The sequence below is a fragment of the Burkholderia sp. 22088 genome, from assembly GCF_052045915.1.
Lineage (GTDB): Bacteria > Pseudomonadota > Gammaproteobacteria > Burkholderiales > Burkholderiaceae > Burkholderia > Burkholderia cepacia.
In genome coordinates this window covers 84,265-110,853 of the sequence record NZ_JBQEPY010000020.1, presented here as the reverse complement: position 1 = coordinate 110,853, position 26,589 = coordinate 84,265, and the positions used below count along the sequence as shown (strand labels likewise).

Sequence of the window (26,589 nt, the reverse complement as noted above, 5' to 3'; positions counted from 1 at the left end):
GAAAGCGGGTGCCCGGTCAGTGCGCGGGTGCGTGCCGGCCGATGCGGGCGGACTCGTGACGCACGCGTTCGAGTGCGACGCCGTACTCGATCTCGAGCTGGGCGACGATCTGCTCGACGCTCAGCACCGTGTCCATCGAACCCACGCCCTGGCCGGCGCCCCAGATGTCGCGCCACTGCCGCGCGCCGGATTCGGGCGAGAAATCGAGGCGCGCGTGCTCGCTGCGGGGCAGGTTGCGGACGTCCATGCCCGCGGCCTCGATGCTCTGGCGCAGATAGTTGCCGTGCACGCCGCTGAACGCGTCGGTATAGACGATGTCGGCGGCCGTGGCCTCGACGATCGTGTCCTTGTAGCGCTGCGCCACGTTGGCTTCGTGAGACGCGAGGAAGCGGGTGCCCATGTACGCGCAGTCGGCACCCAGTGCAAGCGCCGCCGCGATGGCCGCGCCGGTGGCGATCGCGCCGGACAACGCGATGAAGCCGTCATGAATGCGGCGCACCTCCGACACCAGCGCGAACGGGGACAGCGTGCCGGCATGGCCGCCCGCTCCGGCCGCGACCAGGATCAGGCCGTCGACACCGGCCTCGAGCGCTTTTTCCGCGTGTCGCACGGTCGTGACGTCGTGCAGCACGACACCGCCGTAGGCATGCACGGCTTCGACGATCTCGCGCGGCGGCGCGCGCAGGCTCGTGATCAGGATCGGCGTGCGCCGGTCGATGCAGATTCGCAAGTCCGCTTCGAGCCGCGTGTTGGTCTGATGGCAGATGTGATTGACCGCGTACGGCCCCACGCACGCATCCGGACGGGCAGCACGGTGCGTGGCCAGTTCCTCGTCGATGCGATCGATCCAGTCGCCGAGCTGCGCGCTCGGTCGCGCATTGAGCGCGGGAAAGGCGCCGACGATCCCGCTCTTGCACTGCGCCAGCACCATCTCGGGGTAGCTGGCGATCAGCATCGGCGATGCGATCAGCGGCAGGCGCAGGTCGTGCAGCGGCGTCGAGCGCATCGGGGTGTCTCCTCCAGGGGTGCTCATTGCGCGACCGGTGCGCGGTCGCGGCGCTCGGCAAGCCGCTCGTGAAAACTGTCGCGACCGACCGCGCAGCGTGTATGGATGCCTTCGCCGACGACGCCGGCCGCATCGCGAACCGACACCTTGTAGGTCATCATCCGGCCTTCCACGGAGATCAGCTCGGCGTCCACCGTGACTTCCCAGTCGGGCGGCGTCGGAGCGAGATGCTTGATCTCGAAGTTGTAGCCGACCGTCATCAGGTCGGCGCCGAGCAGGTGATCGGTTGCCTGCATGCAGGTCTGCTCGATGAAGATGATCATGATCGGGCTGGCAAGGGCGTGCGCTTCGCCGCCCCATTGATCTGCAAGCGAAATCGTATCGACGCGGTGCGTGGCACGGGCACGGAGGCCGGGCTGGATGGTCAAGGCAAACTCCTTCGGGATGAGAAACGAAAAATGAGCACTCAGGCCGCGTGCATGTGCGAGGCGGTCGCGCGTCGCTGCATCTGGCTGAAGATGTTGCGCGCGTGCATCTCTTCGGTGCCGCCCGCGGTTCCCATGGCGAGTGCGTCGGCAACGAAGGTCGCGAGCGGGCCGCGGCGATAGCCGTCGCTGCCGTAGATCGCGAGCAGGTGCAGCGCGGCCTGGGTCAGGTCGCGGGCGCCGCCCAGTTTCGCAATCGAGCAACTGGCGAGCGCGGACGGGTCACCCGCCCTCAACTGGTCGAGTGCGGCGAGTGCCATCCAGCGCGAGCGCTCCGCACCGACATGAATGTCGACGAGCCGCCGCTGGACATGCTGATGCTTGTCGAGCGTCACGCCGAGCGCGCCGCGTTCGCCGACGTACGCGAGTGCGTCGTCGAGGAACGGCCCGACCACGTCCGCGCACAGCAGGCCGAACAACGCGCGGTTCATCGACGCGATGTCCATCAGCACGCGCAATCCGTCCTTGGGAGTGCAAAGCAAATCGTCCGTGCCGACGGGAACACCGTCGAACGTCATGTCGCCGATTGGCAGATCGGCGACGCCCAGGGTTTCCTGGGGCGCGGTGCGCGTCACGCCGGCGCGTTGCGGATCGAGAAGAACCAGCGCCGTACCGGGGCGACCGTCGTGCGTGGCGCTCGCGGCGACGAGGATCAGTGCCGCGTCCGGGGCGTGGCTGATGTTGTACTTGTGACCGTCGAGGCGGCAATCCTGGCCGTCCAGCGTGACGCGGCTCTGCAGTGCACGGATTTCTGTGCCGGTGCCTCTTTCGGAAATGGCGGTCGCGGCCACCGCGCCGGACGTCAGGGCCGGCAGGAGGCGGTCGCGCTGCGCCGGTGTGCCGTGGAGCAGCAGCGCGCGAATCACGGTTGCCTGATTCGCCAGCGCCATCGCGAAGCCGACGGATCTCGTCGCGGTCACGATCGCCTCGAACGCGGCGATGAACACGTTCAACGACGCGTCCGCGCCTGCGTCGCGGCCGGCGACGAGCGTGCGCCACAGACCTGCTTCGGACAGCGCGCGCCAGGTTGCCCAGTCGAAGCCGCGGCGCGGCGACGACGCGAAGTGACGCAGCGCGACGGCGCGATAGGTGGCGGCGGCAGCGCGTTGATCGGGGGTGGCTTCGAAGTTCATGGTGTCCCTGAGGCGATGCGGATGCGGTACGGCCAATCTATCCAAAACCCCGGGACGGAGAAACTGTCATTTTTCGCAATCGCTCATCGGCGATGACGGTGCGTTTCCGGACAGCGCCGGCCCGCCACGCAAACAAAAATCGACAAATCGGAACAGATGGGCGCGGTGTTCCCGCCTACCATCCGGACGTGCTTCGCGCGTTCCCGCACCACTGCGCGATCGGCAGATGCATCGCCTGCATTCCGCTGCACGTGACTCCCTCGCACTCTCGCACTCTCGTATCCTGACGAGCCGCCAACAGGCAAAGGATTCGCCATGTCCGCAAGATTATTCGCCTCATTCGTGCTGATGCTGCTGCTTGCGGCATGCGGCGGCGACTCGGATTCGTCGGTGCCGGGCGGCCCGGTCGCGGCGGCTTCGGCGCGCGCGTCGCAAGCCGCCGCGTGGAAGCCACTGGTGCCCGGCACGAGCTGGCAATGGCAGATCGACGGCAACACGATCAACGAGAAGGTGCTGGACGGCGTGAACAACGTCCGCAAGATGTATGACGTCGACATGGAGCTGACCGATGCCGGCACGATCCAGCGCCTGAAGGCGAAGGGCATCACCGTCGTGTGCTACATGGAGGTGGGCGGGCGGGAAGACACCCGTGGCGATGCCGGCAGGTTTCCCGACAGCGTGCTCGGTTATCCCGTCGAAGGATACGAGGATCACGAACGCTGGCTGGACATTCGCCAGACCGCGATCCTGATGCCCTTGATGCTGGCGCGTCTCGACATGGCGAAGAAAAAAGGCTGCGACGGCATCGAGCCGGACCTCGACGACAGCTATCGCCAGGAAACGGGTTTTCCGCTGACGCGCGACGACCAACTGCGGTACAACACGGCGCTGATCGCCGCCGCGCACGATCGCGGGATGTCGATGGGCCTGAAGAACGGCTCAGGTATCGCGGCCGCGATGGCGAAAGTGGCCGACTGGGCGCTCAACGAGCAATGCAACAGGTTCCACGAGTGCGGCGATTACGCGAGCTTCATCGCGCTGAACAAGGCCGTGTTCAATGTCGAGTACACACGCCCGGACGGCATGACGCTCGCGGCCTTCTGCCCGGCGGACAACCAGGCCGGTTTCGACGGCATTCTGAAACTGTCGAGCGACACGCTTTCGGCGCTGCCGCGCGCGGCCTGCCGGTTCGAGTGAGCGGCGGCGGGGGCGGATGACGGGCTTTGCCAACGCGAAGCATACGGGCCTGCCGCTCGCGCGCTGAACCTCTTCGACGTACGCCGACCGCGACACGCGCTGCCGTTCGGCGAGGGCGCTGACACGCGTGTCCGGGGCGGTGGCGGCCGGCAAGCCGAGGCGGCGTGTCAGGACCGCTTCCGGCACGTGGCACGTCGTGGCCACGTAGCCGAGCGTCGTTCATGCGCGCACGTTGCCGGTTTGCGGCACACCGGCTTCATGGGCGGAATGCAGCAGGACCAGTGCATGATAGAGACGCACTGCAAATCGTTACGACGCGACGGTGCAAGCCCACATCACCGCGATCGCGACGACTCGCGCGATACCTGCCGACCCGCATCGGCGATCGTCCTTTTCGATACGCGCCGCGCGTTGCAGGTGCCGGCGCGATGGCGATCAACTGCCGCGGCCGAAGAATCGGTCGATGCGCTTGATCTCGCCCACCCGCTCGGCCTGCTCCAGCTCTCGCCTGACCTGCGCGCGTGTCTTGCCGAAGGCGACGTTGCGGGGGTTCGACGCGGAAGCGGGTGATTCACTCTCCGTTGTTTCCGACGGCGCCGCGGCAGCCGATGACGGCGTGACAGCGGCCGGCGAACCCGGTTCCTGCGCATGAAGCGGTACCACGAAACCGGCCCAGGCAGCGGCGGCTGCCAAGGCGGACGATCTGGCGAGATGCATGCAATCCATGTCCGGAATCCTGTCGTTGGCCAGGCGCGATCGATATGCCCCTGATCGAGAGCGTACGGGACGAGCGACGTGATCCGTTGACGGACGTCAAGCGCAGACGAATCGCGCGCCGGACAGCGCATTGCCCGTGTCGGCGCCCGTTCTTGACGCAGGTCACGCCGGCGGCGCGGCATGGAGCCAGGATGGACGTGTCCGGCAGCCCGTGCCGGCGATTGCCGGCGACGTGCGTGACTCGCGCGTGGCCTGGCTGCGACGACCGGAGGGCGCATCATGGATCACGGGAAGGCATTGATCGTCTGGTTTGACGACCTGCGGCGCGGCGATGTGCCGAGCGTCGGCGGAAAGAATGCATCACTGGGCGAACTGATCGGCAACCTGTCCGCACAGGGCGTGAGCGTGCCGCCCGGCTTCGCATCGACCGCGGATGCCTACTGGCGGTTCATCGATGCGAACGGATTGAGGCAGACCATCGGCAGCACGCTCGACGCGTTCGTCGCCAGGAAGATGCCGCTCGCCGATGCCGGCGCGGCGATCCGGCAGGCGATCCTTCACGGCGACTGGCCCGACGACATCGCCGATGCGATTCGGGACGCGTATCGGCAACTGTGCCGCCGGTCGGGGCGACCCGACGTCGATGTCGCCGTGCGCTCGAGTGCGACTGCCGAGGATCTTCCCGACGCGAGCTTCGCTGGGCAGCAGGAAACCTACCTGAACGTGCGCGGCGAGCGCGCGTTGCTCGCTGCCTGCCGCCGGTGCTACGCATCGCTGTTCACCGACCGCGCGATTGCGTACCGGGAAGAAAAGGGCTTCGATCATCTGCGTGTCGCGCTGTCGATCGGCGTGCAGCGGATGGTACGTTCGGATGTCGGCGCGGCCGGCGTGATGTTCTCGCTCGACACGGAAACGGGCTTTGACAAGGTGGTGCTGATCAGTGCCGCATGGGGGCTGGGCGAGAACGTGGTGCAGGGCATCGTCGATCCCGACGAATATGAAGTGTTCAAGCCCCTGCTCGGCGATCCCGCATGCAGCCCCGTCATCGGCAAGACGCTCGGCGGCAAGGCGCGGAAGCTGATCTATGCGCGCGACGAGGATGCGCCGACCCGCAACGTACCGACGTCGAAAGCCGAGCGTGCTGCGTTCGTCCTGGCGGATCGCGACATCCTGGCGCTTGCGCACTGGGCCTGCGCGATCGAAACGCACTATGGCCAGCCGATGGATATCGAGTGGGCGAAGGACGGCGTCAGCGGTGAACTGTTCGTTGTTCAGGCACGTCCGGAAACGGTGCAGTCCCGGCGTGAAGCCAGCGCCGTGAAGACCTACCGGCTCGGCCAGACCGGCCGGAAGCTGCTCACCGGCGTCAGTGTCGGGGAGGCCGTCGCGGCAGGCAGCGTGTGCGTGATCGACAGCCCGCGCGACATGGCGCGTTTCGTCGACGGTGCGGTGCTCGTGACGCGCACGACGGATCCGGACTGGCTGCCGGTCATGCGTCGCGCCGCCGCGATCATCACCGACCACGGGGGCCGCACGTCGCATGCCGCGATCGTGAGCCGCGAGCTGGGGTTGCCGGCGATCGTCGGCACCGGCAATGCGACGAACGTGCTGCACGACCAGCAGGAAGTGACGGTGTCGTGCGCGGAGGGCGAGGCCGGCTTCGTTTACGAAGGCATCGCGCAATACGACGTGGAAGCGATCGACCTGGCCGACCTGGCGACCACCCGCACGCGGGTCATGCTGAACCTCGCGAACCCGGCCGCGGCTTTCAGGTGGTGGCGCCTGCCGGCCGACGGCATCGGGCTCGCGCGCATGGAGTTCGTGATCAGCAACCACATCAAGGTGCATCCGATGGCGCTGGCCCGCTACGACGCCTTGCAGGACGAGCGGGCGAAGCGCGCCATCGCGGCGCTGACGGCGGGCTACGACGATCCGGCGGACTATTTCGTTGACCGGCTGGCGCGCGGCCTCGCGCGCATCGCGGCGGTCTGCCATCCCGCACCGGTCATCGTCCGCATGAGCGACTTCAAGACGAACGAATACGCGCACCTCGTCGGCGGCGCGCAGTTCGAACCGCACGAAGAGAATCCGATGCTCGGATTTCGTGGTGCGTCGCGCTACTACTCGCCGCGCTACCTCGACGGGTTTGCGCTCGAATGCCGGGCGATCGCGCGGCTGCGCAACGACATGGGGTTCAGGAACGTGATCGTGATGATCCCGTTCTGCCGTACGCCCGACGAGGCGGACCGCGTGCTCGAGGTGCTGGCCGGGAACGGCCTGAAGCGCGGCGAAGACGGCCTGCAGATCTACGTGATGTGCGAGATCCCGTCGAACGTCATTCTGGCGAGCGCGTTCGCGCAGCGCTTTGACGGATTTTCGATCGGTAGCAACGACCTGACCCAACTCACGCTCGGGGTCGACCGCGACTCGGCGGAGCTGGCCGGCCTGTTCGACGAGCGCAACGAAGCGGTGAAGTGGATGATTGCCCGCGTGATCGCCTCCGCGCACGATGCCGGGGCGAAGGTCGGATTGTGCGGCCAGGCGCCGAGCGATCATCCGGAATTCGTCGATTTCCTCGTCGCCTGCGGCATCGACTCGGTTTCCGTGAGCCCTGACAGCTTCATCGGGGTCAAGCGTCGCGTGGCGGCCGCGGAACAGGCAGCGCGCGACGCGCAAACGCCGCCGGCCTGAACGGCGCGGCGCCCGGGCGCGCGATCATGCCGGTTCAGCTGGACGACGTCACGTCACGCTGCGCCGCGCACGCGCACCGCCGGCCGCGTTCGGCGCGGGCAAACGCGGCCTGCAGCGCGGGATGAACGACGGTGCGCCAGCGCTCACCCGTGAACAGCCCGTAGTGGTCGCAATCCTCGACGTCGACGATCTGCCGCGCGTCCGGTGCAAGGCCGCTGCACATGGCCTGCGCGGCATGGGTCTGTCCCGCGCCGGTGACGGCATCGTGCGTGCCTTCGACGGTCAGCAGCAGGATGGCGCGCAGCGCGGCGGGGTCGACACGCTGACCTCGGACGAACCAGGTGCCGTTTGCGAGGCAGGTACGCTGGAACACGATGTCGACGGTGTCGAGGAAGTACTCGGCGGGCATGTCGAGGAGCGTCAGGTATTCGCGTAGTGCATGGCGCGCCTGCGCGAGTGCGTCGGCATCGCCCTCCGTCACCGCACGCCGATAGCGATCGACCAGCGTCATGTAGTGCTGCGGATACGCGAGCGAGATCTCGGCGCGTTGCAGATAGGCCGGAAAAACCTGTCGCCCGTGTCCGGCGAAGCCGGGCGGAACCGTGTCGATCAACGTGGCGCGGCACCATGCGAGGGAATGCGAGCGAGCCGCCATCCCGAGCGCGCCCGGGTTGATCCGCGCATCGAGCGGGCCGCCGATCAGTGTCAGGCTTCCCGGCGGGACGGCCCCGCGTTGCGCGCGCAGCGCAAGCGCGCCGAGCGACGGAACCGTCGCCTGGCAGACGGCGACGACGTGAAGGGGCCGTGCGTCGGCCAGCAGCGTATCGATGAAGCCGTCGAGCATCGCCACGTATTCGTCGAGGCCGAATCGACCCGCGTCCGGCGGCACGTCGCGCGCATCGATCCAGTCGGTGATGCAGACGTCACCATCGGCCAGCAGCGTCTCGACCGTTTCCCGCATCATCACGGCCGCATGGCCGGCCAGCGGCACGCACAGAAGAATCATGCGCGGTGCGCCGGCGCGAGCAAAGCGGCGCAGCGAGCAGAATGGCGTGTGCGCGACGATCGTTTCGTCGACGTCGACACGTCGGCCGTCCAGGGCGATCGAATCGATCGCGAACCGCGGCGGACCGGCATGCAGGTCGAGCAGGGGCTCGACCAGATCGGCGTAACACGCCGTCGCCACACCGGGCCAGAGACCGCGCGCGAACCGCGCGGCCGCGTCCCACGTGCGCCACCATTGCCGTTGCTGTTCAATCAGGTCATACCACATCGCGCATGGACGAGAAGCCGCCGGGGATTCGGACAAGTCTACTGTCGCCGGATTGCACGGCGGCGGGTTGACCTGCATCAGCGTCGGCTCGACCGCCGGTGCCTAAACTGACCGTCGGATCCTGGGCGGGAGCACGGAGCGGACCATGGATGCTTCTCGACGCATGCTCGTCGTTTTCTACTCGCGCAGCGAAACGACGGCGGGGCTGGCGCGCCGGCTTGCAGCGGCACTCGGCGCGGATTGCGAACGGTTGCGGGAGCTCGACGATCGACGGCGGGCGGGGGCCATCGGTTATCTGCGTTCGCTTGCCGACGTGATCCGCCAGCGCGTGGCGGACCTGCGGCCGACGGTCTCGTCCCCGTCGGCCTACGACGTGGTCGTGCTCGGCACGCCGATCTGGGCCGGGCGCGCATCGACGCCGGTATCGACCTGGCTCGCCCGTCACGGGCACGAACTGCACGCGACCGCATTCTTCTGCACGATGGGCCTGCGTGGCGACCTGACGGCATTCGGACAGATGCAGGCGCTGGCACGGCAACGACCGATCGCGACCTGCGCGATTTCCGCGCGCGATATCGGTCACGGTCTGGCGTCCCGCAAACTCGCGCGTTTTGTCCGGTCGATCGTTCGACGGCTTGCCGTGCGTGAACGGCGATCACTCGACCGGTGCGGCCCGCGCCGGACGCCGGCCTGACGACGGCGCGAGGCCCTGGCCGAACCAAGGGGGCCCGGAGTCGAGCGACGCGACGTAACGCGCCCGGCCTCCCGGGTTGCCGCCATGATGCATGAGCAAGGCGTGGCGTGCTTCGGTTTCGTTCGGCTTGGTCGGCTACCTGTTTCTCGATGCGAATCGTCCCGCGCGCTTCCTTGCAATCCAAGAGCGATGCCGCGGCGGCGCGTTGATGGCGATCAGGCACGATGGTTCGGGCCGATCCGCACTCGATGGTGCGCGCCGCGCGGGGGCTTCGCCGGATTGATCGAGGCACGTCCCGTGTGCCGCGCTGATCTTGCCCGAATCGTCCGACTCGTTACGTATCGGGAATGCAAGCGGGCGGCGCGAGCGGATCAGAACCGATCGAGCCGTGCGAGGATTTCGTCGGCGCGGCGCAACAGCGTCTTGTCCTGCTCGGCCGTCGCCCTGACGGCGTGCAGTCTTGCACGCCAGTATGCGGGATCGCTGATCGACGTCTTCTTGTGGAAGTAGCCCCGCGTCTGTTCGAGCAGTCGAATGGATCCTTCGATGTGGGCGAGCTCGCGTTCGACTTCGTAGTACCAGTTCATGAATGGATCTCTTCAGGACGGTGATTCATGGTGGATTCCGGCTGTCCGTGACGCATTGATTTCATGCAAGCCGGATACGACGTTCGGTCTCCCGGAAGAAAACGGGATGATGCGGAGCGCGATAGGGACGACGTGCGACCGTGAGCGGGAGTCCGACCGGCCGACGTGAAGATACGTACGCTACCGTGGCGTTCCGATCCTGCGACCAAAGGCTAAACGATCAGATTGACGTGTTCCTGACAGGCAAGCAAAGCGGATCTCCGGATGGCATCGCGTCAGATGAATCGCAGACAGTGGGGGGCGCGTGCGTGCGCTTTCTGACCTGCGTCAAGACCGCTTGCGCTGCAGGAGCGAAGATAAACGTTTGCGCGTGTCGCTCACGATCGGGGACCGGCATGCGCCGTGCCGTCTGCGTCTTCACGTTCATGATACGGGCCTCCATCATGCCTTCCCTGTTTGCGCACACGTCGAATCCCCGGATCATCACGCCGCCCGTCGCGCCACACCGGAATCGTCCGGTCGACGCCGACGGCGACCGGCTGCTGAGTCCCCACGAGATCGCGATCCTGATGGTGCTCGCCAGCGAGCCGCGATGCCAGCAGGGCGACCCCGCCGACCTTCGCTGTCTGGTCGATCGCGGCCTCGTGCGACTCGATACCGCGTCGCTTGTGGAGGCTCCCGCGCGCTTGTCGGACGACGGCTGCCGGATCGTGTCGCGCTTCGCCGAGTGCGATCGCCCCGGCCGCGATGGCAACGCCGGCTTCACGGCCGCGCGCCGGACGGCCACAGCTACGGCCACGGCATTGCGCGGAACACCGCACGGCGCACCGCGCTGACCTGCATCAATTGCCGGTTGCGCGGCCGGATTTACCGTTGTTTTCACCGGATGCGAACGGGCGCTCATGGCGACGGGAACCGATCGCGTCACGCGCCGATGATCCGCTTCGCCCCGACCGGGAGAACGAACATGAATGCTGCGATGCTCTGTACCCGCGATGTCGCGACGTGTCCCGCACGGACGACCGTCGTCGAGGCAGCCGCCAGGATGCGTGACGCGCATGCCGGCGACCTGGTCGTCGTCCATGAACAGGAAGGACGATGCAAGCCGATCGGCATGGTGACCGACCGGGACATCGTGCTCGCCGTGGTCGGCCCCGACGCGGAGGCCGACGCGCTGTTCGTCGGCGACATCATGTCCGCGCCCGTCGCCGTCGCGGATGTCGACGACGATGTCTGGCTGCTCGCGAAGCGGATGCGTCAGCACGGCGTGCGCCGGCTGCCGGTCGTCGGCGACGACGGCGAACTGGTCGGTATCGTCTCGCTCGACGATCTGCTTCGCGTGGCCGCGGCGCTGCTCGACGAATTGCGCCTCGTGGCGGCGCGTCAGCCGTATTTCGAGGAGAAGCAACGCGACTGATCCGGCGTGCGCCGCGTTCCGTCGCGGCGTGCCCGTGGCGGCCGCGCGCGAAGCGGCGCTGGAGGTTTCAGGTGGCGGCATGGCCCGTGTCGATCTGAAGAAATCGGACACGTTCACCTTCCGAACGCCGACCGCGCTCATCGCGTGCTTGTGATCGCCAGCGCTGTCGACGCGAACCCCGCAAGGCGGCGTTCCGCGCATCGTCGGCGGGTATCCGGGAGGCAGTCCGTCCAACCGTTCGCGCCGCGCGAACACGATCCTGATTTCACGACCCGGTGCGATGTTTCCGGCACCCGGCGCGTGCCTGTTCGATGGCGGCGTGTTCGAACGCCGCTCCTTGATCTCGCGCAATTCGGGCGCCGGACGGCACCCTATGCTGGGTGTGCCGACATGGTGGCCGGCATCGACGCGACCTGCCGCGCGGGAGGGGCATGATGAACGGATCCTTGCAGGAGGCGAACGTCGACGACGTGTTGCTCACGGATTGGTATGAGCTGACGATGATGCAGGCCGGCTTCGATGCCGGCATGAACGACGCGGCGAGCTTCGAATTCTTCGTGCGGGCGTTGCCCGGGCACCGCGCATACCTGCTGGCGGCGGGGCTCGCGCCCGTGCTCGATTATCTGGAGCGCCTGTGCTTCCCGCCCGCCGCACTGGAGCAACTGGCCGGAACCGGGCGCCTTCGCGCGGACTTTCTTGCATCGCTCGCCGGATTCCGCTTCACGGGCACGGTCGATGCGATGCCGGAAGGCACGGTGTTCTTTGCCGACGAACCGGTCCTGCGGATCACGGCGCCGCTTCGCGAGGCGCAGTTCGTCGAGAGCCGGGTGATGAACCTGCTCCACTATGCGACGCTGACCGCAAGCAAGGCCGCACGCTCGACGCGCGTCGCGCACGGCAGGTTGCTGGTCGACTTCGGCCTGCGGCGCACGCATGGTGCGGAGGCGGCGATGCTGTCGGCGCGTGCCAGCTATCTGGCGGGATTTTCCGGGACGGCGACGCTGCTTGCCGGCTTGCGCTACGGCATTCCCGTTTACGGCACGATGGCGCATTCATACGTGCAGGCACACGACGACGAAGCACTCGCGTTCGAACACTTCGCGCGATCGCAGCCGGATAACGCGTTGCTGCTGATCGACACGTACGACACGGAGCGCGCGGCGTACAAGGTGGTCGAACTCGCGCCACGGCTCGCGCGCGACGGCGTCCGCATCAAGGGCGTGCGGATCGACAGCGGCGATCTCGCGGCGCATGCGCGCAACGTTCGAGCGATCCTCGACCGCGGCGGCCTTACCGATGCCACGATCTTCGCGAGCGGCAATCTCGACGAACACCGGTTGCAGGCGCTGGTCCGTGAGCACGCGCCGATCGACGGTTTCGGGATCGGCACGCAGATGGGCACGTCGGCGGATGCGCCGTATCTCGATTGCGCGTACAAGCTGGTCGAGTACGCGGGCCGGACGCGCTGCAAGCGCTCGGAGGGCAAGGCGACACTGCCGGGCCGCAAGCAGGTGTTCCGGCGATACGGCCCGGACGGGCGGATCGCCGGCGACTGCATTGGTCTGGACGGCGAGCGCCTCGACGGAACGCCGCTGTTGCAGCCGGTCATGGTCGCGGGCGCGCGGCTTGCGGCGCCCACGCTCGACGAGAGTCGCGTGCACGCGCTGCGCGAACTGGCCACGCTGCCGGACGCCATGCAGGCACTGACGCCCGTGATGCCGCTGCAGGCGTCGATTTCTCCGGCGCTGGCGGCATGCGTCGCGCAGTGGGGCGGCGGCCCGGACGTGCATGCGAGGCGGCAGGCGGCATGAACGAGGCTCGCAGCCCGACCGGTCACTCGATCGCGGTGGGCCGCATGGTGGCGGCCCCGCGCACGCATTGCGCGCATCCGGGCGGCACGCAACACCCCGGCGGCATCGGGCGCGACGCACCATGACGCGCTTCGACGTATTCAACGGCGATGCGGACGGCATCTGCGCGCTGCACCAGCTCCGGCTCGTGACGCCGGCCGAGTCGGTGCTCGTGACGGGCCCCAAGCGCGACATTGCACTGCTGGCGCGCGTGCCTGCGATCCGCGGCGACGCCGTCACCGTCCTGGACGTTTCGCTCGACGCGAACCGCGAGGCCCTGGTTGCGCTGCTCGCGCGAGGCGTCGACGTCGACTATTTCGATCACCACGTGACGGGCGACGTGCCCGCTCATCCCCACCTGCATGCGCATATCGATACGGCGCCGGACACCTGCACGAGCGTCATCGTCGACCGCTGTCTGGCCGGCCGGCAGCGGCTCTGGGCGGCGGTGGGCGCGTATGGCGACAATCTCGACGGCGTGGCCGGCGCGCTCGCCGCCGCCGGCAACCTGACGGATGCCGATGCACGCCGGCTGCAGGTGCTCGGCGAATCCATCAACTACAACGGCTACGGCGATCTTCCCGACGATCTCTTCATGGCGCCGCTTGCCGTGTATGCGGTGATCCGGCAATTCGCGAATCCGCTGGATTTCGCGGGGTCGCCGTTCGCGCGACGTCTGGCCGAGAACCGGCGGCGCGATATCGCGCGTGCGCAACGGCAGCGCGCGACCTTCGTGCTGCCGGGCGCGGACGTCTACATCCTGCCCGACGCCCGCTGGGCGCGGCGCGTCCGTGGCGTCTTCGCCAACCTGCTCGCGCGGCGGGAGCCGGCGCGCGCGCATGCGGTGCTGACCGTTGCGGCGGGAGGCCGATACACGGTCAGCGTGCGCGCGCCGGTCGCCGCACCGTACGGTGCCGATCGGCTTTGCCGCGCATTTCCGGACGGCGGCGGCCGGGAAGCGGCGGCCGGCATCAACCGGCTCGCGCCCGCGTGCCTGGATGCGTTCGTCGAGGCGCTCGCGAGCGCGTATCCCGCCGCATGAATCGACGCATGTGCCGACGCGCCCGCATCCGTCGGCCCGACCCGGGCCGGCTGTTGCGGGACGGTTGACGCAGGTCAACGCGGCTGTCCCGCCCGCCCCGGAAGATGAACTGCCATCATCGGCCGGGGGGGGGGCACCTTGGAGCACCATGCGGAGGTATTGCGCGGCGGGCGCTGGACACTGCCCGCGCCGGGCTGGCGGGATCTCGCCGCGGTGCTGATCGTCATCGGGTTCCTGATGCTGACCGGCATTTCGGCGCACCAGATGGCAGGCCCGCTCGCGGTCGCGCATCCCCCGGCCATCTCGTTGTCCCCCGCGGCGCTGCCCGGCTATACGCTGCGTACGGTCTCGCGCATGTTCGCGGCATTGCTCGCATCGATTGCCTTCGCGCTCGTCTACGCGACCGCGGCGGCCAGGAGCCGGTCGGCCGAGCGGGTGCTGATTCCGTTGCTCGACGTGCTGCAGTCGGTGCCGATCCTCGGCTACCTGTCGTTTACGGTGCTGTTCTTCCTGTCGTTGTTTCCGGGGCGGATGCTGGGCGCCGAGTGTGCGGCGATCTTCGCGATCTTCACGAGCCAGGCGTGGAACATGACGTTCAGCTTCTACCAGTCGCTGCGCACGGTGCCGCGCGATCTCGACGAGACAAGCCGCAGCTTCCGGCTGTCCGCATGGCAGCGCTTCTGGCGCCTCGAGGTGCCGTTCGCGATGCCCGGTCTCGTCTGGAACGCGATGATGTCGATGTCGGGCGGCTGGTTCTTCGTGGTCGCATCGGAGGCGATCGCGGTCGGCGACCTGCACGTCGACCTGCCGGGCGTGGGCGCCTATGTCGCACGGGCGATCGCGAACCGGGACCTGGCCGCGGTGGGCTGGGCGATCGTCGCGATGAGCGTCGCGATCGTCCTGTACGACCAGTTGCTGTTCAGGCCGCTGGTCGCGTGGTCGGAACGGTTCCGCTATGGCGATGCCGTGCCCGCGGTCGTGCCGCGCAGCTGGATGCTCGACCTGTTCCACCGGTCGCGATGGATGGCCCGCGCCGGCGGCCCGGTCGGCATGCTGTTGCGCCGCGCGGCGCGTGCGCGGCTGCCCGGGGTCGCATGGCCGTGGCGCGGCCGGATGGCGCTGCCGCGGCACGCGGGTGACGCGCTCTGGTTCGCGCTGTGCGCGGCGGGATGCGGGTATGCGGCGGTTGTACTGTTCCGGCTCGGACGCGCGGCGCTGACCTGGGCGGACCTGCGCGTCGTGGCGGGCGAAGGGGCGCTCACCTTCGTTCGCGTGACGGTGCTGGTCGTGATCGCGTCGGCGATCTGGGTGCCGATCGGCATTGCGATTGGTCTTCGACCGCGCGTGGCCGCCCGCATCCAGCCGATCACGCAGTTTCTCGCCGCGTTTCCGGCCAACCTCCTGTTTCCGGTCGCGGTGTTCGTCATCGTGCGCTACCGGCTCGCCCCCGAAGTCTGGCTGCCGCTGTTGATGATCCTGGGCGCGCAATGGTATGTGCTGTTCAACGTGATCGCCGGAGCGAGCGCGTTTCCGGCCGACCTGAGCGAAGCGGCGGCATGCTTTCGGGTCCGGCCGGCGACCTGGTGGCGTCGCGTCATGTTGCCGGGTGTGCTGCCGTACTTCGTGACGGGCGCGATCACCGCGTCCGGCGGCGCATGGAATGCGAGCATCGTCGCGGAGGCGGTGAGCTGGGGCAGCACGCGCCTGAATGCCGGCGGACTGGGGGCCTACATCGCGCAGATGACCGGCGCCGGTGACTTTCCGCGTATCGCGCTCGGTGTCGCCGTCATGTCGCTGCTCGTGATCGCGACCAACCGGCTCGTGTGGCGCCCGATGTATGCGTTCGCCGAGCGCAGGACGCGGTTCGATTGAGTCCGGACCCGATCCTCCATCCGCAGGAGACCGATGTGTCGAATCCCGGTGAATGCAAGGAAGCGTACGAGGCGGGCGCGGCCGCGCCGTCATCGGAGCAGGCACCCGTCGTGCTCGAGATGCGCGGCGTATGCAAATCGTTCACGAAGCCGTCCGGCGAGCCGCTGCACGTGCTGGCCGATATCGACCTCACGCTCCGCGAGGGGGAGATACTGGGGCTGCTCGGCCGCTCCGGCTCGGGCAAGTCCACGCTGCTGCGGATCGCGGGCGGGCTCGTCAAGCCCTCGTCCGGCGCGGTTGCATATCGCGGGGCACCGCTTGCCGGCCCGACCGCCGGCATTGCGGTGGTGTTCCAGACCTTCGCGCTGTACCCGTGGCTGACCGTCGTCGAAAACGTCGAGCTCGGGCTCGATGCGCTGAGCCTTCCGCCACGCGACGCGCGCGAACGGGCGGCCGTCGCGATCGAGTTGATCGGGCTCGACGGTTTCGAATCGGCTTATCCGCGCGAACTGTCGGGCGGCATGCGTCAGCGGGTGGGGTTTGCCCGCGCGCTCGTCAGCGAACCCGTCCTGCTGTTGATGGACGAACCGTTCTCGGCACTCGACGTGCTGACCGCGGAAACGCTGCGCACCGATTTTCTCGACCTGTGGGACGCGCGCCAGCTGTCGACCCGGTCGGTGATGATGGTGACCCACAACATCGAGGAAGCCGTGCTCATGTGCGATCGCATCCTGGTGCTCGGTGCCGGCCCGGCGCGCATCGACGCCGCGCTGAACGTGCCGTTGCCGCGTCCGCGCAGCCGGCACGACCCGGCTTTCCAGGCGATCGTCGGCAAGATCTACGCGACGCTGACCGCGCGCATCGCCGACGCGGCGGCGGCCCGCGCGGCGGCCGGCGGCACGCTGGCCATGACGCTACCCGACGTGACGAGCCACCATCTCGCCGGGTTCGTCGAGACCCTGGCGGCCGCGCCGTACGACGGCCATGCGGAACTCGGCGCGATTGCCGCGGCGCTCGCGCTCCGGGTCGACGTGCTCCATGCGACGGCCGCGGCGCTCCATCTGCTCGCCTTTGCCGAGTGGCACGACCGAACCCTCCGGTTGAGCGCGGCGGGCCACGTGTTCGCGCACAGCGACGACGAGGCCCGGCGGCGCCTGTTTCGAGAGCATGTCGTCAAGTTCGTGCCGCTTGCCGCGCATATCGACGAAGTGCTGGACGAGCGTGCAGGGCATCGCGCGCCGCGTGAGCGTTTCGAACTGGAGCTCGAGGATCATCTCGATCCGCGCAGCGCGGAACAGGCGCTGCGCGTCGTGACGGACTGGGGCCGCTACGCGGGGCTGTTCGACTACGACGACCATACGCGCACCTTCGGCCGTTGATCATGCGGGCCCCGGCCCGCGGCAAAGGCGGGTGGTGTGCCGCCGCGTCCGTTGACTTCCGTCAACGCCCGGCGCGCGGTGCGTTCGAGAATGACTTCACGGGCGCCGAAACAGGCCGGGCGTTTGCCGGCGGAGTCGTTCAGGCTTTCGGTTGCGATCGGCAGCGAGCGTGTCGTGCGACGCTCGACGGGCCGCCGGCGCGATCGCGCCGCTTCAGCGAACCTGCCGGTACCTGCGCACGCCAATGACCGTAGACGGGAGAATGGGCCATGAACTGGCTTTCCGAATATTTCGCACAGCACACGAGCCCGCTGTCGCTATCGATCTGGGCGCATCCGCCGCTCGTGGTCGGACCCGACGGCCCGGTTTGCCGCGAGCCTTACCGCCTGCCGTATCCGGGAGTGGAGATGGTGTACACGCCGGCCGGAACGGTGGAGTGCGGCGGCAGGATCTATACGTTGCCGGCTCGCTACGACGCGAGGTGGACACGTGCGGGCGGTATCTTGCACGACGATGCCGCGCCGTTTTTCCGCGAGGTGACGATCTTCGCGCCGTCGCCATTCAATCGCGACTTCGTCGTGACGGTCAACGGCGAGTTTTCCTTCGTGCCGTCGTTCTGGGCGGATGGATCGCCGGGCTTCTCGGGCACCTGCGCGCCGGCCGCGAGCGGCCATGCGGTGCGGGATCGAAGCGGCCCCCCGTGGTTGTTCCAGGGGTATCTCAGCATCTAGGCGGCGTCGGCGTCGAGGCGGCGGGAACCGGCGCTACGCGCGCACCTCCCCGTGCTTTCTCCGCACGAAGAGGGAAACGAGCGCGCCGAGCATGCCGCGCAGGTGAACGAAGTGCGCGACGCCGTTTGTGTCGCGGCCGGCCGAAACGGAGCGGCGTGACATGGCGTCAAGTCAGCCGTGCGCCGCGCACGGCCGTTGAGGCGGATCATGGGCAGCCGTCGCCCGGGGCCCGCCACGGCCCGCGTGGCGGCACGTGCGCGATCGGCCGCGACGACGTGCGGCCCGTTGACGTGCCGACCCTGCGTGGCGCCCGTCGTGCCCGTCGAGGCCGCGCTCCGGGCGGCGCGCAGCGCGCGTGTTTACACGCGTAGCGCGGCGAACAACGGCGCCCAGAACGCGCGGCTCCCGTACGCCGCGACGTCGCACTCGGTTTCGAAGCGGATCGTGATCGCGGCCTCGGCTCCGGCCAGCGGCTCGGCGCGCTCGACCTGCCGGGCCAGTACGGCCGTGTCGGCATCGGATGCGTCGCGCCCGTGTGCGGCTCGGGCCGCGACACGGGCGGCGAGCGTCGCCGGGCTCGCGGTGAAGTCGAGAATCGCGACGCGCACGCCGCGCTGCTCGGCGAGCGAAATGAAGGGCGCCCGGTTGCGCCGGAGCAGGAACGTCGCGTCGACGATCGCCGTATAGCCGCTGGCGAGGACCTCGCCGGCCTGCGCACGCAGTCTGTCGTAGACCGCGTCGATCGCCGTCTCCGAGTAAGCGGCGGGCGGCAGACGGGTGTCCTCCGGTGCGCTGGCGAAGCGCTTGCGTTCGGCGTCGCTGGACAGCCGGATCGCGCCGAGCCGTTCCGCCAGCGCGCGGCTCGCCACCGATTTGCCGGAACCGGACATGCCATGGCAGAGCAGCAGCAACGGCCGCGCATCGCGGCGTGCCTGCGCCATGTCCGACGCAACGCGCAGATAGCGGCCGCGCGTCGCCTCGTCGCCGCGCAGCCGCGCGGTCAGCGCACGCACCAGCGCACGATAGACGAAGTAGCACGGCAGTACGGCCAGCGCCGCATGGTCGCCCGTACGTGCGAGCCACCCTGACAGGAGGCGGTGGGCGCAATCTGCCCGCCCGCGGGCGGCATAATCCATCCATGCAAACGCGAGATCGCTCGCCACGTCGATCCAGCGCAGCGCGTCGTTGAACTCGATGCAGTCGAACATCAGGATCCGGTTGCGCCAGCGGACGACGTTGTCGAGATGCAGATCCCCGTGGCAGGCGCGCACGAAGCCGTTCGCGTCCCGCTCGGCGAACTGCGGCGCGAGACGAGCCAGCTCGGCTTCGTACCAGCGTCGCAGCGCGGCTTGAGCGGGCACCGTGACGTCGAGCGTGTCGCACAACGCCTGGCATTGGGCCGCGACGCTCGCCGCGCTGCCCGGGTAGCCGCGCGGCGCACGGCGCGGCGCGTGCAGATGATGGCGGGCCAGCGTCTGCGCGAATGCGTCCGCGTCCGCCAGCCCCGTGTCGTGCGATGCGCTGCGGACCGACAACATCGCTTGCGCGTCGAACCGGCGCATGCGCACCACATACTCGCCGGGCACCGCCGGCTGCCGGTGGCGGTGGGTGCCGGTTCGCACGGGCGGGCCGAAGGTGCTGCGGCGGCCGCGCGCGACGATCGGCCAGACACCCAGGTACAGCGGGCCGGCGAACGGCCGGTTGAGCGACCATTCCGCCAGCGCGCAGCGGCGGCGCTGCGCGGGGCGCACGAGGTCGACGAACGCGAATCGAACGGGCTTGATGCGCTTGTACGCGTAGCGTCCCGCCAGATACACGACGGACAGGTGGGTTTCGATCCGTTCGATCCGGCCGGCGGGATGCGGATAGGTGGCAGGCCGACGCAACGCGCGATCGAATTGCAGGGTCTTGCGTCGTGCGGCTCCGCGGCTCGACGTGAACGGCAGGCGTGGCGCTCGGGACATGATGAACGGATCGATGGGCAGGGCGCTTGCATGGCGCCGTGCCCGCGGGTTGTAGTCGAACGGAAGCGGCACGCTCCGTCTGCTCGATGTCGCGGAATCGGGCCGGCAGGCTCGGAGGCACGCGTGCGACGAACCCTATTGCAGCCGACTGTCGCCCATCCCGGCTTGATGCGTGTCAAGCGCGTCGACTGTGCGCACCCGGACGGCTTGCCGTGGCCCGGCGCCGGCGCGGTAGCGGCGCAACGCCGCCCGCATGCACGTCGTCGGCACCGTTGCGGCGCGTGCGGTGCGCACCGCGCCGGCGCGCGCTTGACGCAGGTCAACCGCATTCCCCATGGCGGCCCTACAGTCGATTCGGGCGTTCGGGCGATGCGGCACGTGACCGCGCACCGAATGCAGGATGTCGGTGCGTCACGCGGCCGGGTTGGCGTCGAGCGGATTCATGCCGCCGGATGGCGAGCGGAACGCGATGCGTTGCGAGGCAGTGAAGATGAAACAACGGGTGTGTGCGGTCGTCGTGTTGCTTGCGTTGGGGGCGTGCGCCGATGCGGAGCGGAACGCGGCCTTCCGGTCGACGGAAACGCAATTGTTCGCGACGCGCCAGGCCGCGGCGCTGCAGTGTTCGACACCGGCCGAATGCGACCGCGCGTGGCGCCTTGCGCGCCGCTACGTCGAAGGGCATTCGTCGACCCGGATCACCCGGGCCGATGCAGACACGATCGAGACGGCGCCGCCGTTCCTGGCCGGCGAAGTCTATTTGTGGGCCTCGCGCACCGCATCGGGCGGCGGCGCGGCGGTGATCCGGCTCAAGGCGATGTGCAAGGGCATGTACGGCAGCGATGGCGGCCCGGGGTGGCGGTACGACGCGTGCGCGACGAAGATCCTCGACATCGAGCGGGGTTTCCGGGCCGACGTGAGCCAGGCGCGTTCCCCCGACGCGCCGCAGCCGGTCGCGCCGCGCTGATCCGGCGTCTCGTGCCCGTGCGCCCGCGCGCCTCCACGTGATTTCGAACCGTTGACCTCCGTCAACGCCCGCGTCCGGCGAACGCCGATGATGACACCCATCCGCACGCCGCCGGCGCGTCGGTTCATCCAGCGAGGTCGGTATGTACACGAACATCATGGTCGCCGTGGACGGCAGTCCTTCATCGAAACTGGCGCTCGACGAAGGTCTGAAGGTGGCGCGATCGTACGGCGCGCGCCTGTTCGCCGTTTTCGTCGTCGACCGCTCGCTTCTGGTGACGTACGCCGGACGAATGGATCCGGACGCGCTGCTCGACGAGGTTCGGCGCGATGGCGCGGCGGTGCTGCGCAGCGCGGAACGGGCGATCTCGCACGCGGCGGTCAACGGCGACACGGAAATCGTCGAGACCGAGCCTGGCCAGAATGTCGCCGAACGGCTGCAACGGTACGTCGTCGAGCGTTCGATCGATCTGGCCGTGATCGGCACGCACGGCCGCCGCGGTGTCCGGCGGTTGTTTCTTGGCAGCGTCGCGGAGCGTTTCCTGCGCGGATCGAGTTGCCCGGTCCTGCTCGTACGCGCCGGCGATGCCGCCCCGGCCGCGGCGGCGGCAGCCTAGCGTTTTCGCGCGCGGCGCCTCGCGGCGAGGACGCGGGCAGCACGCGGCGCACCGCGAGCCCGCGCCCACCCATGCGCAACCTGCACAGGTGACCATCATGCAGATCTCCTTTCCTTGCGAACATCCGACGTATTGCAGCCAGGATCCCGCGCTGGCGTTTCCCGCGCTGGTCGAAGGCCGCCGTGTGCACTGCGCGATCACCGCGGAAGCGCTGGAGGATCACTTCCGCGCGGCATCGCCGCGTGAACAGGATCTCGTGGAGGCATTCGCCCGTCATCGACCCGCGATCGAGCGCGCCGCGCGCTGCCTGCTCGAGGAGATGGGCGGCCGGCCGATCCTGCTCCACAGCGGCTATTTCCGGTTCTGCACCTGAGCGTCCGCTCCCGTTGACGCGCGTCAAGCCCATGCCGATGCGGGCAGTTACGCTGGAATCCTGATGATCGTTCGTCCGTTGCCCGGCACACGGTGCCGCGCCAATCCGATCTTCGTCATGGCTTCGCGCGGGCGGGACGAAAGCGCGGGCCGCATGTCAATCGTTCGAGGAGTACGAACCATGAGCAATGTCACACGGTACGATCCGTTTTCGATCGAACCCGTCGCCGACCTGTTTCAGGGCCTGTTCAGGCCGCTGCGCGGGATGACGCTGGCGGACGAGCCCGATCTTGCATCGATGAAGATCGACGTGACGGAAAGCGACGATGCGTACAAGGTCAACGCGGAACTGCCGGGCGTCGCCAAGGACGACATCGACGTCCAGGTGACGGGCAGCACCGTATCGATCAACGCGAAAATCCAGCGCAACAGCGAGCAGAAGGAAGGCGAGCGCGTGATCCGGCGCGAGCGCTATAGCGGCGCGGTCAGCCGCTCGTTCTCGCTGTCGGGTGAAATCGACGACGCGAAGGCAACGGCGACGTATCAGGACGGCGTGCTGTCGCTGACGCTGCCGAAGAAGGCGCCGGTCGCGCAGAAGAAGCTGACGATCGGCTGATCGGGCGGCAGGCCGCGGGTGACGCCGGCATGCGCTGCCCGACAGGAGGAAACGGCGCGCGGAGCGATCCGCGCGCCGTTTCGTTGTAGCGGGCGCCGGGGCGCTCACGCATTCGATGCCGCGCCGCCTGCGCGGTAGCCGACCGTCTGCGCGAGGATCGGCAGCTCGTCCTCGTTCAGCCGCAGCGCGTCGGCCAGCACGCGATGGTTGATCCAACCGCGCACGACCGTGCCGAGGCCGGCGGCCGCGCAGTAAAGCGACACGTTCTGCGCGATGGCGCCGGCCGCGATCGCCGAGAACACGTCGCGCTGCTGCGGCGGCATGTCGAGGATCGCGGCGGTCCGCACGACGTAGACGAGATCCAGCGGCGCGCGCCCGACGAAGTCCTGGTAACCCGTCAGGTTGCGGGCATCCACGGCGTGTTTCAGCACGAGCCGATGCGCGGGCGCGTCGTAGCGATAGACGCCGTACGGCAGCGCGACGTACACGTCGATTTCGTTGAACGCATGCGCGGACGGCGCCGTGCGGCCGCCGCCGACCGGCCGGTTGACGCCGTCCGCGGCCCACAGCATCGCGCCGAGCGTCGCGGGCGGCAGGGGCGTGGCGGCGAATTCGCGGGAACTCATTCTTGCCGCGAGTGCGGTCATCAATGGCGGGCCGCCGTCGAGGTCCGGGTACGGCAGGTCGATGAGGGGCGGGGATTCGCCCTGTGGCGATACCGGCCCTGCCGGTGGTGTCGGCGAATAGGCCAACAGTTGCTGTTCCGTCATGTGAGTCTCCTTGGAGCATCGCCGTGCTTGCCGGGGCGTCGCGCATCGGCGATCTCACGATAAGTCGGCCGGGCCACGCCGGCTTGACCTCCGTCAAGCGGTGCACCGGCAGGCCGCGATGCGCGTCGAGCGGCGTCCGTTGACCTGCATCAGCGATCCCCGGCCGTGCATGTGCAAATCTGGGTATATGCGGCGGACAGGCACGCCGCGGCTCACAGGAGTGCAGGCGATGAAAACCGACAAGCAACTGAAGCAGGACGTCCAGGACGAACTGGAGTCCGACCCGGCGATCGACGCGACACGTATCGGTGTCGAGGTCGTCAACCGGATCGTGACGCTCTCGGGTCACCCGCCGAGCTATGCGGAGAAACTGGCGATCGAGCGTGCGGCGAACCGCGTGGCCGGCGTCAAGGCGCTCGTCGTCGACATGACCGTGCATTTGCCGGACGACGACGTCCGCACCGACGAGGACATCGCGAATGCCGTGCGCTCGGTTCTGCACTGGACGGTCGGTCTGCACGACGACGCGGTCAAGGTGCAGGTCGAACACGGCTGGATCACGCTGTCCGGCAGGGTCGACTGGGCGTACCAGAGCCATATGGCCGTGCGGGCGATCTCGCAGATGCGCAGCGTGACCGGCGTGACCGACCACATCACGGTGCAGGGGGCGGTCGGGTCGGCCGACATCGGCGGCAGCATCAAGCGCGCGATCATGCGCCACGCGGAGCGCGAGGCGAAGCACATCGCGATCGAGGTGCACGACGGCACCGTGCGGCTGTCCGGCAAGGTCGGTTCGTTCTCCGAGCGCAAGGCCGTGCGCGGTGCCGCGTGGTCGGCGCGCGGCGTGCGTGCGGTGGTCGACGACCTGGTCGTCGAGTAAGCGCGGAACCCCCGGTAACCGGATGGGCAGTCCGCGCAGTTGAAGGAGGGAAGCCGGATGACACTGTCAGGCGAGGTACACGACGCGGACTGGTCGGTGACGATCGAGACGATTGCCGCCGAAGCTGGCGGCTACCGTTGCAGGATCCACGTGACGTTCACGTCGCCGGATGGCGCATGCGAGCGCACGTTCGCGCACAGCCGGACCCACGATACCGAGCGCGAAGCCGCGATCGACGGGCTGCGCGCCGGAATGACCTGGGTCGAGATGAGGAAATCGAACACGTTCACGGTCTGACGCCACGGCACACGTGAACGTGCCTCCCGTGCGTCGACGTTTCGTTCGTCATCCGATGCAACGAGCGCCGCGTCGCACGGGTATCGGTGTGCCTACCCGTCCGCGCGGTCGCGGTCACGGTCGGCAGGCGGCGGCGCGGGGGGCGCAACCGGTTCGTCGTCGCGCGCATGTTCGCGTTGCCGCCGGACATGATGCGCGACGGCGTCGGTCACGGTCGGAAAGAAGCTGGCGGGACCGAACGCGTCGAACAGCCCGTAGGCGCGCAGGCGATCCTTCACCGGCCCCTTCATTTCGGCGAAGTCCAGTGCGATTGTCTGCGCGCGGAGTTCCTCGCAAAGCGCCACGAGCCGGTCGGCGGCGCTGACGTCGATATCCGTGACGGGCTCGGCCGCGATGACGATGCGCGTGACCGGAGACGCCGACGATACGATGGCCGCGTGCAGATGCTCGCAGAAAATCTCGACGTTCGCGTAGAAGAGCGGCGCATCCCAGCGGAACAGCAGGAGCCCCGGCGTCTGCACGGCGTCCGGATGGCGCGCGATGTCGTGATAGCCGCGCACGCCGGCCAGCCGGCCCAGCACCGCATCGTACGGATGCCAGGCCCGCCACACGAACGACAGCAGCGACAGCGCGCTGGCGAGCAGGATGCCGGGCACGACGCCGATGCCGATCACGCCGGCAAAGCACAGCACCGCAATCAGGCATTCGCCGCGACGCATCCGGTACAGCCGGACGACGCTGCGGACGTCCGCGATGCCGAACGCCGCGTACATCACGACGGCGGCCAGCGCCGCGCGCGGGACGCCGGTCAGCAGCGTCGGCGCGGCAACGAGCAGGATCGCGATGCACGCCGCCGCGACGAGGTTCGTGACCTGGCTCTGCGCGCCCGCGGCAATCGCGACGGGCGTGCGCGATGCGCTGCTGCTGACCGCGCAGCCCTGCATCATGCCGGCCAGCAGATTGGCGGCGCCCAGTGCGACCAGTTCCTGGTTGCGATCCGGCGTTTCGCCCGAACGTGCCGACAGGGCGCGCGACAGCATGCTGATGTCGGCGAACGACACCAGCGCGACGGCGACGGCGCCGGACGCGAGCGCGCCCAGGTCGGCGACGGAGACGACCGGCAGGTGCGCCACGGGTGCGCCGGCCGGCAACGTGCCGACCGTCGCGATGCCGTGCAGCGGCGACACGTGCGCGACCACGGTCGCCGCCAGCACCGCGATCAATACGCCGGGTGCACGCGGCATCACCCGTTTCATCAGGAAAATGGTGGCGAGCGCACCGATGCCCAGCAGCGCGGCATCGGTGGAGAACCGGCCTTCGGCGAGGGCGTGCACGATGGGCGGCACGCTGGAGAACACGTCGCCGCCCGCCGCGGGCATGCCGAGCAGTTCCGGCAACCGGCCGATCGCGAGCGCGATCGCGATACCGTTCAGGTAGCCGTACTGGATCGGACGTGACAGCAGGTCGGTGACGAAGCCGAGGCGGAGCGTGCCGAGCAGGATGCAGATCGTGCCGGCCGACAGCGCCAGCGCGCCGGCCAGCGCGATGGCGCGCTGCGGGTCATGGTCGGCGAGCGGGGCGATCGCGCCGGCGATCAGCGCGGCCAGCGCCGAATCGGGGCCGAGGACGAGGATCCGGCTCGGGCCGAGCAGCGCATACGCGAGCAACGCGGCGATCGACGCATGGAGGCCCGTGACGGCGGGCAGGCCGGCCGCCTGTGCATAGCTCATGCCGACGGGCACCAGCACGGCCGACAGCGCGATGCCCGCATACAGGTCGCGCGACAGCCATGCGCGCCGGTAGTGCGTGAGCAGTGCGATGCCCGGAAACAGGTGGGCGACGTGTTCGGAAAGGTGCCGGTTCATCGCGGCTTCATCCCGGAGACGTCCGGGCGAACGGGATGGACGGCTTCGGCAGGCGCGTGGTGACCGGGGTGCGGCCGGCCCGGGCAGACGGACGGGACGGCAGGGCGAGCGTGATCATCGCGTCGGAAGACCGGGCCGCCGCCGTCGCGCCGGATGCCGGCGGCGCGGCAC

General features: G+C 68.8%; 25 protein-coding genes. 16 read left to right on the top strand and 9 right to left on the bottom strand.

The annotated features are described in order from the left end of the window. Positions 1–16 precede the first annotated feature (16 nt). Genes ACTJLD_RS32505 through ACTJLD_RS32495 form a run of 3 tightly spaced genes read right to left on the bottom strand, consistent with a single transcriptional unit; the run spans position 17 to position 2,624 of the window. The gene (locus tag ACTJLD_RS32505; protein WP_440660704.1) at positions 17–1,006 is read right to left on the bottom strand and encodes an NAD(P)H-dependent flavin oxidoreductase; all 990 of its coding nucleotides are present in this window, start codon (positions 1,004–1,006) and stop codon (positions 17–19) included. 23 nt (positions 1,007–1,029) lie between these two features. Then, positions 1,030–1,434, bottom strand: coding sequence for a thioesterase family protein (locus ACTJLD_RS32500; RefSeq protein ID WP_042974961.1), 405 nt, complete (start codon positions 1,432–1,434; stop codon positions 1,030–1,032). A gap of 38 nt (positions 1,435–1,472) precedes the next feature. After that, entirely contained in the window at positions 1,473–2,624 is a 1,152-nt protein-coding gene (locus ACTJLD_RS32495) for an acyl-CoA dehydrogenase family protein (RefSeq protein ID WP_440660703.1), read from the bottom strand. Between the two features lie 315 nt (positions 2,625–2,939). On the opposite strand from ACTJLD_RS32495, the gene ACTJLD_RS32490 reads away from it, so the two are divergent. Beyond that, positions 2,940–3,821: an endo alpha-1,4 polygalactosaminidase gene (locus tag ACTJLD_RS32490; RefSeq protein WP_440660702.1), complete on the top strand. Its 882-nt coding sequence runs from the start codon at positions 2,940–2,942 to the stop codon at positions 3,819–3,821. A 435-nt stretch (positions 3,822–4,256) separates the two neighbouring features. On the opposite strand, the gene ACTJLD_RS32485 is transcribed toward ACTJLD_RS32490, so the two are convergent. Further along, positions 4,257–4,547, bottom strand: coding sequence for a DUF4148 domain-containing protein (locus ACTJLD_RS32485; protein WP_334005715.1), 291 nt, complete (start codon positions 4,545–4,547; stop codon positions 4,257–4,259). Positions 4,548–4,817: 270 nt separating this feature from the next. On the opposite strand from ACTJLD_RS32485, the gene ppsA reads away from it, so the two are divergent. After that, entirely contained in the window at positions 4,818–7,229 is a 2,412-nt protein-coding gene (gene ppsA, locus ACTJLD_RS32480; protein WP_440660700.1) for a phosphoenolpyruvate synthase, read from the top strand. Between the two features lie 34 nt (positions 7,230–7,263). Here the strand turns inward: ppsA and phaZ are convergent, their stop codons facing one another. Further along, positions 7,264–8,502 carry a polyhydroxyalkanoate depolymerase gene (gene phaZ, locus ACTJLD_RS32475; RefSeq protein ID WP_119338395.1) on the bottom strand — a complete coding sequence of 413 codons (1,239 nt, stop codon included), beginning with the start codon at positions 8,500–8,502 and terminating at the stop codon, positions 7,264–7,266. Between the two features lie 145 nt (positions 8,503–8,647). Between phaZ and ACTJLD_RS32470 the strand changes: the two genes are divergently transcribed. Next, positions 8,648–9,196, top strand: coding sequence for a flavodoxin family protein (locus ACTJLD_RS32470; RefSeq protein ID WP_124816166.1), 549 nt, complete (start codon positions 8,648–8,650; stop codon positions 9,194–9,196). Positions 9,197–9,567: 371 nt separating this feature from the next. Here ACTJLD_RS32470 and ACTJLD_RS32465 read toward each other — a convergent pair whose 3' ends face one another. Beyond that, entirely contained in the window at positions 9,568–9,783 is a 216-nt protein-coding gene (locus ACTJLD_RS32465) for a hypothetical protein (RefSeq protein WP_059696828.1), read from the bottom strand. Positions 9,784–10,178: 395 nt separating this feature from the next. On the opposite strand from ACTJLD_RS32465, the gene ACTJLD_RS32460 reads away from it, so the two are divergent. The 7 genes from ACTJLD_RS32460 to ACTJLD_RS32430 all read left to right on the top strand — a co-directional run bounded on the left by ACTJLD_RS32460 (position 10,179) and on the right by ACTJLD_RS32430 (position 18,074). Beyond that, the gene (locus ACTJLD_RS32460) at positions 10,179–10,619 is read left to right on the top strand and encodes a hypothetical protein (protein ID WP_230961084.1); all 441 of its coding nucleotides are present in this window, start codon (positions 10,179–10,181) and stop codon (positions 10,617–10,619) included. Positions 10,620–10,750: 131 nt separating this feature from the next. After that, a complete protein-coding gene (locus ACTJLD_RS32455; RefSeq protein WP_174393400.1) occupies positions 10,751–11,200 on the top strand; it encodes a CBS domain-containing protein in 450 nt (149 codons plus the stop codon). 434 nt (positions 11,201–11,634) lie between these two features. Further along, positions 11,635–13,011, top strand: a complete 1,377-nt coding sequence (locus ACTJLD_RS32450) for a nicotinate phosphoribosyltransferase (RefSeq protein ID WP_176096970.1) — start codon at positions 11,635–11,637, stop codon at positions 13,009–13,011. 121 nt (positions 13,012–13,132) lie between these two features. After that, positions 13,133–14,092, top strand: a complete 960-nt coding sequence (locus ACTJLD_RS32445; RefSeq protein ID WP_222214459.1) for an acetyltransferase — start codon at positions 13,133–13,135, stop codon at positions 14,090–14,092. Between the two features lie 138 nt (positions 14,093–14,230). Beyond that, entirely contained in the window at positions 14,231–15,964 is a 1,734-nt protein-coding gene (locus ACTJLD_RS32440; RefSeq protein WP_060349147.1) for an ABC transporter permease, read from the top strand. A gap of 35 nt (positions 15,965–15,999) precedes the next feature. Next, on the top strand, positions 16,000–17,343 hold the full coding sequence (locus ACTJLD_RS32435; protein WP_081072775.1) for an ABC transporter ATP-binding protein: 1,344 nt from the start codon (positions 16,000–16,002) through the stop codon (positions 17,341–17,343). 269 nt (positions 17,344–17,612) lie between these two features. Continuing rightward, positions 17,613–18,074, top strand: coding sequence for a hypothetical protein (locus tag ACTJLD_RS32430; RefSeq protein ID WP_059696819.1), 462 nt, complete (start codon positions 17,613–17,615; stop codon positions 18,072–18,074). 359 nt (positions 18,075–18,433) lie between these two features. Here the strand turns inward: ACTJLD_RS32430 and ACTJLD_RS32425 are convergent, their stop codons facing one another. Then, the gene (locus tag ACTJLD_RS32425) at positions 18,434–20,038 is read right to left on the bottom strand and encodes an AAA family ATPase (RefSeq protein WP_440660695.1); all 1,605 of its coding nucleotides are present in this window, start codon (positions 20,036–20,038) and stop codon (positions 18,434–18,436) included. 490 nt (positions 20,039–20,528) lie between these two features. Here ACTJLD_RS32425 and ACTJLD_RS32420 point away from each other — a divergent pair, with 490 nt between their 5' ends. The 4 genes from ACTJLD_RS32420 (at position 20,529) to ACTJLD_RS32405 (ending at position 22,606) form a co-directional block, all read left to right on the top strand. Further along, positions 20,529–21,002 (top strand): hypothetical protein, encoded by a 474-nt coding sequence (locus ACTJLD_RS32420; protein ID WP_059696988.1) that lies wholly within the window; start codon positions 20,529–20,531, stop codon positions 21,000–21,002. Positions 21,003–21,144: 142 nt separating this feature from the next. Continuing rightward, positions 21,145–21,618 carry a universal stress protein gene (locus tag ACTJLD_RS32415; RefSeq protein ID WP_027792288.1) on the top strand — a complete coding sequence of 158 codons (474 nt, stop codon included), beginning with the start codon at positions 21,145–21,147 and terminating at the stop codon, positions 21,616–21,618. A 97-nt stretch (positions 21,619–21,715) separates the two neighbouring features. Then, entirely contained in the window at positions 21,716–21,991 is a 276-nt protein-coding gene (locus tag ACTJLD_RS32410) for a DUF1488 domain-containing protein (RefSeq protein WP_027792289.1), read from the top strand. 180 nt (positions 21,992–22,171) lie between these two features. Then, positions 22,172–22,606 carry an Hsp20/alpha crystallin family protein gene (locus tag ACTJLD_RS32405; RefSeq protein WP_042974953.1) on the top strand — a complete coding sequence of 145 codons (435 nt, stop codon included), beginning with the start codon at positions 22,172–22,174 and terminating at the stop codon, positions 22,604–22,606. Between the two features lie 104 nt (positions 22,607–22,710). Here the strand turns inward: ACTJLD_RS32405 and ACTJLD_RS32400 are convergent, their stop codons facing one another. Continuing rightward, a complete protein-coding gene (locus ACTJLD_RS32400) occupies positions 22,711–23,376 on the bottom strand; it encodes a nitroreductase family protein (protein ID WP_059696817.1) in 666 nt (221 codons plus the stop codon). Positions 23,377–23,605: 229 nt separating this feature from the next. Between ACTJLD_RS32400 and ACTJLD_RS32395 the strand changes: the two genes are divergently transcribed. Continuing rightward, entirely contained in the window at positions 23,606–24,256 is a 651-nt protein-coding gene (locus tag ACTJLD_RS32395) for a BON domain-containing protein (protein ID WP_060082731.1), read from the top strand. 57 nt (positions 24,257–24,313) lie between these two features. Continuing rightward, the gene (locus ACTJLD_RS32390) at positions 24,314–24,553 is read left to right on the top strand and encodes a hypothetical protein (RefSeq protein ID WP_059685823.1); all 240 of its coding nucleotides are present in this window, start codon (positions 24,314–24,316) and stop codon (positions 24,551–24,553) included. Between the two features lie 92 nt (positions 24,554–24,645). On the opposite strand, the gene ACTJLD_RS32385 is transcribed toward ACTJLD_RS32390, so the two are convergent. Next, entirely contained in the window at positions 24,646–26,418 is a 1,773-nt protein-coding gene (locus ACTJLD_RS32385; RefSeq protein ID WP_440660691.1) for a SulP family inorganic anion transporter, read from the bottom strand. Positions 26,419–26,589: the final 171 nt, after the last annotated feature.